Below are 6,530 nucleotides of genomic sequence, written 5' to 3'. Positions count from 1 at the left end.
AACTGAAGCAACCTGCTGCCGAAAACTGCGTAACTCATTGAATCTCAAGGAGTTTTCCGTTTCGACTGCGCCGGAAGTGGGGCGAATTATAGACGTCTGGGATCTGCCGTCAACGTCTATTTTCATATTTCTGTCACATTGGTCAAAAAGCCCGGAAAAACAAAGGCCGACCCCAAGGGGTCGGCCTTCGTTGCCCTGCCCTTCTACTTACAAGCTAGGGAAGGCGAACTGCGAAGCCTCGTGGCTCGCACGTTGCGGCCAGCGCTGGGTGATCGCTTTGCGACGGGTGTAGAAGCGCACGCCGTCCGGACCATAAGCGTGGAGGTCGCCAAACAGCGAACGCTTCCAGCCGCCGAAGCTGTGGTAAGCCACCGGTACTGGCAGCGGCACGTTGACGCCAACCATGCCGACTTCGATCTCGTCGCAGAACAGACGCGCCGCTTCACCGTCACGGGTAAAGATGCAGGTGCCGTTGCCGTATTCGTGATCGTTGATCAGTTGCATGGCCTCTTCCAGGCTGTTCACGCGAACGATGCACAGTACCGGGCCGAAGATCTCTTCTTTATAGATGCGCATTTCCGGAGTGACGTTGTCGAACAGGCAGCCACCAAGGAAGAAGCCTTCTTCATGACCGGCCACGCTGAAACCACGGCCGTCGACCACCAAAGTCGCGCCCGCTGCCACGCCGTCATCTACGTAACCGCTGACTTTGTCGCGCGCCTGACCGGTGACCAGTGGGCCCATGTCCAGACCGCAGGAAGTGCCGGCACCGATTTTCAGCGCCTGAATCTGTGGCACCAGTTTCGCCACCAGCGCATCCGCCACCTGGTCGCCAACACACACGGCAACAGAAATCGCCATGCAACGCTCGCCGCACGAACCGTACGCCGCGCCCATCAGTGCGCTGACCGCGTTATCCAGATCGGCATCCGGCATCAGCACTGCATGGTTCTTCGCGCCACCCAGTGCCTGCACGCGTTTGCCGCGCTTGGTGCCTTCGGCATAGATGTATTCAGCAATTGGCGTCGAGCCGACGAAGCTCAGCGCTTTGACTTCCGGCGCTTCGATCAACGCGTCCACGGCAGTCTTGTCACCGTGCACCACGCTCATCACGCCTTTCGGCAAACCGGCTTCCAGCAGCAACTGAGCGATCAGCAATGTCGAGCTCGGGTCACGCTCGGACGGCTTGAGGATGAAGCAGTTGCCGCAGACGATCGCCAGCGGGTACATCCACAGCGGCACCATGGCCGGGAAGTTGAACGGGGTGATACCGGCAACGATGCCCAGCGGCTGGAAGTCCGACCATGCGTCGATGTTCGGGCCGACGTTGCGGCTGTACTCGCCCTTGAGGATTTCCGGGGCGGCGCAGGCGAACTCGACGTTCTCGATGCCGCGCTTCAGTTCACCGGCGGCGTCTTCGAGGGTCTTGCCGTGTTCTTCGCTGATCAGTTGCGAGATGCGCGCTTCGTTCTGCTCGAGCAGTTGCTTGAAGCGGAACATCACCTGGGCACGTTTGGCCGGTGGCGTGTTGCGCCAGGCCGGGAACGCAGCCTTGGCGGCATCGATGGCTTTCTGGATGGTTTCGCGGGTGGCTAGTGGCAGCTTGTGGATAGCCTGACCGGTGGACGGGTTGAACACATCAACCGCGCGACCGTTCTCAGTCACCAGTTCGCCATTGATCAAATGCGGGATAACGCTCATCGAAAACTCCTGAATTTTTGTTCAGCGGGCGCCCATTGAAGGGCGCCTTCTATATATAGGTAGCTTTGTGGGGGAGCCGGATGTCTTTGGCGCTCTTCAGAACGCCTTCGCGAGCAAGCTCGGCTCCCACAGGTTCTGCGTGGAATCAGTCGAGCTTGTTCAGCACTTCGCCGACCGCGTCGAACAGACGATCGAGGTCTTGCGGCTTGCTGTTGAAGGTTGGGCCGAACTGCAGGGTGTCGCCGCCGAAACGTACGTAGAACCCGGCTTTCCACAGAGCCATGCCCGCTTCGAACGGACGCACGATGGCGTCGCCGTCACGACCGGCAATCTGGATCGCACCGGCCAGGCCGAAGTTACGAATGTCGATGACGTGCTTCGAGCCTTTCAGGCCATGCAGCGCGTTTTCGAAATGCGGCGCGACTTCAGCGACGCTCTGCACCAGGTTTTCTTTTTGCAGCAGGTCGAGTGCTGCCAGGCCGGCGGCGCAAGCCACCGGGTGCGCCGAGTAGGTGTAGCCGTGCGGGAATTCCACGGCGTATTCCGGGGTCGGCTGATTCATGAACGTCTGATAGATCTCAGAGCTGGCAATCACCGCGCCCATCGGGATCGCGCCGTTGGTGACTTGCTTGGCGATGCACATCAGGTCCGGTGTGACGCCAAAGGTGTCGGCGCCGAACATATTGCCGGTACGACCGAAACCGGTGATCACTTCGTCGAACACCAGCAGGATGTTGTGCTGATCGCAGATCTCGCGCAGACGTTTCAGGTAACCCTGTGGCGGCACGAGTACGCCAGCGGAACCGGCCATCGGTTCAACGAATACCGCAGCGATGTTCGAAGCATCGTGCAGTTCGATCAGCTTCAGCAGCTCATCGGCCAAAGCGATGCCGCCCTGCTCCGGCATGCCACGGGAGAACGCATTGCTCGCCAGCAGCGTATGCGGCAGGTGATCGACGTCCATCATCGCCTGACCGAACAGCTTGCGGTTGCCATTGACACCGCCGAGGCTGGTGCCGGCGATATTCACACCGTGGTAACCACGGGCACGGCCGATCATTTTGGTTTTGGTCGCCTGACCTTTCAGGCGCCAGTAGGCACGCACCATTTTCACCGCGGTGTCGGCGCACTCGGAACCCGAGTCGGTGAAGAACACGTGATTCAGATTGCCCGGGGTCAGCTCGGTGATTTTCTCGGCCAACTGGAACGACAGCGGGTGACCGTACTGGAAGCCCGGCGAGTAATCGAGGGTGCCCAACTGTTTGGAGACCGCTTCCTGAATTTCCTTACGGGTGTGTCCAGCGCCGCACGTCCACAGACCGGACAGCGAGTCGTATACCCGGCGGCCCTTGTCGTCGATCAGCCAGCTGCCTTCGGCGCCAACGATCAAACGCGGATCGCGCTGGAAGTTACGGTTGGCGGTGTACGGCATCCAGTGCGCGTCCAGCTTCAGTTGGCTGGCCAGTGGCGACTGAGCGTTTTCAGGCATGTTCATCGGGCAAAACCTCGCAGGGCATAAGCGTCAGGGAGATAAAAAGCGTTGTTGCAGCTAAATTGCCACGGCGATAAAGTCGGTGAAATCCAACTCTTCTAACCTTCAGTTAGAACTTTGCTAAACAATGAGAACAATAAAATGAGCAGCCGCCGCCCCGATCCGCTGGCCCAGGTCAGTGACTTTGATATTCGCCTGCTACGGATTTTTCGCAGCGTGGTCGAGTGCGGCGGCTTCTCGGCGGCGGAAACCGTGCTCGGTATCGGTCGCTCGGCGATCAGCCAACAGATGAGTGATCTGGAGCAGCGCCTCGGTTTGCGTCTATGCCAGCGTGGTCGCGCCGGATTTTCGCTGACAGAGGAAGGTCGCGAGGTCTATCAATCGGCGTTGCAGCTATTAAGTGCGCTGGAAAGTTTCCGCACCGAGGTCAACGGCCTGCACCAGCATTTGCGCGGCGAGTTGATCATCGGCCTGACCGACAACCTCGTCACCCTCCCCCACATGCGCATCACCCACGCCCTCGCACAACTGAAGGAGCGCGGGCCGGATGTGCAGATTCAGATCCGCATGATTGCGCCGAACGAAGTCGAGCAAGGTGTGCTCGATGGCCGCCTGCATGTCGGCGTGGTGCCGCAGGCCAGTGCCTTGTCGGGACTGGAATATCAGCCGCTGTACAGCGAGCGTTCGCTGCTTTATTGCGCGGTGGGCCATCCGCTGTTTTATGTTGATGACAAGCAACTGGATGACGAACGCTTGAACAGTCAGGACGCGATTGCGCCGACGTTTCGTTTGCCGGCGGATATTCAGGCGCATTACCAGGCGCTCAATTGCACCGCCAGTGCTTCTGACCGGGAAGGCATGGCGTTTTTGATTTTGACCGGGCGATACATTGGTTATCTGCCGGATCATTACGCCAGCCTTTGGGTGCAGCAGGGGCGTTTGCGTGCTTTGAAAGCAGGGACGCGGTTTTACGATTTGAGTCTGGCATCGGTCACGCGCAAGGGGCGGCGCCCTCATTTGGTGCTGGAGAGCTTTTTGGAGAGTCTGGCGGCAACGCGTTGATCGGGATTGCGATGTTGGTGGAGTACAGCAAGATCAAGGGATCGCAGCCTTCGGCAGCTCCTACAGAGAAAATAAGTTGAGCAAGTGGACAGGTTTTTGCAGAGGGGGAATTACTTCGTTCCTTTGATAAGAAGCCTTAAGCCATGCAGCCAGATTCCGCACCGTCCAGCGACTTGATCTACGGCCTCAACGACCGCCCCAAACCACTCGCCGCCACCCTTGCCGCGCTGCAACACGTGCTCGCCAGTTTCGTCGGCATCATCACCCCGCCATTGGTGATTGGTTCGGCCCTCGGGCTGACCGCGTATTTGCCGTACCTGATCAGCATGGCGTTGATGGTGTCGGGCGTCGGCACCTTTATTCAGGCGCGGCGGCCGTTCGGCATCGGCGCGGGGATGATTTGTCTGCAAGGCACCAGTTTCGCCTTTCTCGGTGCGGTGCTGTCGGCCGGGTTTCTGGTCAAGCAACGCGGCGGCAGCCCGGAAGACATTCTGGCGATGATCTTCGGCGTGTGCTTTTTCGGCGCGATCGTGCAGATCGTCCTCAGCCGTTTCATCGGGCAATTGCGTCGAGTCGTTACGCCGCTGGTGACCGGGATCGTCATCACCCTGATCGGCATCAGTCTGATCAAAGTTGGCATCACTGATCTCGGAGGCGGCTTCAACGCGCCGGACTTCGGTGCGCCGGGCAATCTGGCGTTGGGCGTGTTCGTGCTGCTGACGATCATTCTGCTCAACCGCTCGAGCACGCCGTGGGTGCGCTTGTCGGCGATCATCATCGGATTGGTGCTCGGCAGTCTGGCCGCGTGGTTCAGTGGGAAACTGGTGCCGCAGCCATTGCCTGACTTGCCGCTGGTGAGTTTTCCTACGCCGTTCAAGTTCGGATTCAGCTTCGACTGGACAGCTTTCCTGCCGGTCGCGCTGATTTATCTGATCAGCACCATCGAAACCGTCGGCGACCTCACTGCCAACTGCATGCTCGCTCGTCAGCCGATCAGCGGCCCTTCTTATATAAGCCGCCTGCGCGGTGGCGTGCTCGGTGATGGCGTCAGCTGCATGATCGCCGCGACCTTCAGCGCTTTCCCCAATACCACGTTTGCGCAGAACAACGGCGTGATCCAGTTGACCGGCGTCGCCAGCCGTTACGTCGGGCTGTACATCGGTGCGATCCTGTTTTGTCTCGGACTGTTTCCGATGATCGGCGCGGTGCTGCAACAGATCCCGAAACCGGTACTCGGCGGCGCGACTCTGGTGATGTTCGGCGCGGTGGCTGCGGCCGGCGTGCGCATCCTCGCGCAGTCGTCGCTGGATCGGCGCAGCATGTTGATCATCGCCACATCGTTCGGCGTTGGTCTGGGCATCGCCGCGCAACCGAACCTGCTGCACCTGCTGCCGAAACTGGTGCAAAACCTGTTCGACTCGGCGATCACCAGCGGTGGCCTGACCGCCATTATCCTGTGCCTGTTGCTGCCGGAGTCGAAAACCGAAGCCGCTGAAGCGCACGCGCCGCTGAACAAGATCGAACAGGCGTAACGGTTTTATCGCGCAAAGACTTGTCGGATGCCTGTGGGTGCGCTATCAACGCAACTGGTTGCACCCACAGACAAACCCGGAAGTGCCTATGACCTTTGAAGTCCCAGCCCACGGCGGCAAACCCGCCAGCCGCATTCGTCAGAAGAACGAAGAGACCATCCTCAAAGCCGCCGAAGACGAGTTCGCCCGTCACGGGTACAAAGGCACCAGCATGAACACCATCGCGCAGAATGCCGGGTTGCCCAAGGCGAACCTGCATTACTACTTCACCAACAAACTCGGTTTGTACGTGGCGGTGTTGAGCAACATCATCGAGCTGTGGGACAGCACCTTCAACACGCTCACCGCCGAGGACGATCCGGCCGAGGCGCTGACCCGTTACATCCGCGCCAAGATGGAATTTTCCCGTCGCCAGCCGCAAGCCTCGCGAATCTTTGCGATGGAAGTGATCAGCGGCGGCGAATGCCTGACCGAATATTTCAATCAGGATTACCGCGCCTGGTTCACCGGCCGTGCGGCAGTGTTTCAGGCGTGGATCGATGCGGGCAAAATGGACGCGGTCGATCCGGTGCACCTGATCTTTTTGTTGTGGGGCAGCACCCAGCATTACGCCGATTTCGCCACGCAGATCTGTCGCGTCAGCGGTCGCAGCAAGTTGACCAAGCAGGACATGGAAGACGCCGGCAACAACCTGATCCGCATCATTCTCAAAGGCTGCGGCCTCACTCCTTCTCTATAAGACG

The 6,530-nt window shown here is 59.5% G+C and carries 5 protein-coding genes; 3 read left to right on the top strand and 2 right to left on the bottom strand.

Annotated elements, in window-relative coordinates; all coding sequences use genetic code 11:
• Positions 1 to 207: 207 nt before the first annotated feature.
• The gene (locus ACIOMO_RS14410) at positions 208 to 1,701 is read right to left on the bottom strand and encodes a CoA-acylating methylmalonate-semialdehyde dehydrogenase (RefSeq protein WP_053116963.1); all 1,494 of its coding nucleotides are present in this window, start codon (positions 1,699 to 1,701) and stop codon (positions 208 to 210) included.
• A gap of 145 nt (positions 1,702 to 1,846) precedes the next feature.
• Entirely contained in the window at positions 1,847 to 3,196 is a 1,350-nt protein-coding gene (locus ACIOMO_RS14405) for an aspartate aminotransferase family protein (RefSeq protein WP_008088681.1), read from the bottom strand.
• 138 nt (positions 3,197 to 3,334) lie between these two features.
• Here ACIOMO_RS14405 and ACIOMO_RS14400 point away from each other — a divergent pair, with 138 nt between their 5' ends.
• The 3 genes from ACIOMO_RS14400 (at position 3,335) to ACIOMO_RS14390 (ending at position 6,526) form a co-directional block, all read left to right on the top strand.
• Positions 3,335 to 4,255 (top strand): LysR family transcriptional regulator, encoded by a 921-nt coding sequence (locus tag ACIOMO_RS14400; RefSeq protein ID WP_053116962.1) that lies wholly within the window; start codon positions 3,335 to 3,337, stop codon positions 4,253 to 4,255.
• A gap of 143 nt (positions 4,256 to 4,398) precedes the next feature.
• On the top strand, positions 4,399 to 5,787 hold the full coding sequence (locus ACIOMO_RS14395) for a uracil-xanthine permease family protein (RefSeq protein ID WP_401241494.1): 1,389 nt from the start codon (positions 4,399 to 4,401) through the stop codon (positions 5,785 to 5,787).
• Positions 5,788 to 5,875: 88 nt separating this feature from the next.
• Positions 5,876 to 6,526 carry a TetR/AcrR family transcriptional regulator gene (locus tag ACIOMO_RS14390; protein ID WP_008088675.1) on the top strand — a complete coding sequence of 217 codons (651 nt, stop codon included), beginning with the start codon at positions 5,876 to 5,878 and terminating at the stop codon, positions 6,524 to 6,526.
• Positions 6,527 to 6,530 lie beyond the last annotated feature (4 nt).

This window comes from Pseudomonas sp. NPDC087804, from assembly GCF_044742965.1.
GTDB classification, from domain to species: domain Bacteria; phylum Pseudomonadota; class Gammaproteobacteria; order Pseudomonadales; family Pseudomonadaceae; genus Aquipseudomonas; species Aquipseudomonas rustica.
The sequence above is the reverse complement of the archived record's forward strand: the minus strand, read 5'-3'. Positions and strand labels throughout refer to the sequence as shown.

Coding starts and splice junctions, on each gene's coding strand:
- ACIOMO_RS14410 (WP_053116963.1), bottom strand. CDS start 1,701: ATGAGCGTTATCCCGCATTTGATCAATGGCGAACTGGTGACTGAGAAC.
- ACIOMO_RS14405 (WP_008088681.1), bottom strand. CDS start 3,196: ATGAACATGCCTGAAAACGCTCAGTCGCCACTGGCCAGCCAACTGAAG.
- ACIOMO_RS14400 (WP_053116962.1), top strand. CDS start 3,335: ATGAGCAGCCGCCGCCCCGATCCGCTGGCCCAGGTCAGTGACTTTGAT.
- ACIOMO_RS14395 (WP_401241494.1), top strand. CDS start 4,399: ATGCAGCCAGATTCCGCACCGTCCAGCGACTTGATCTACGGCCTCAAC.
- ACIOMO_RS14390 (WP_008088675.1), top strand. CDS start 5,876: ATGACCTTTGAAGTCCCAGCCCACGGCGGCAAACCCGCCAGCCGCATT.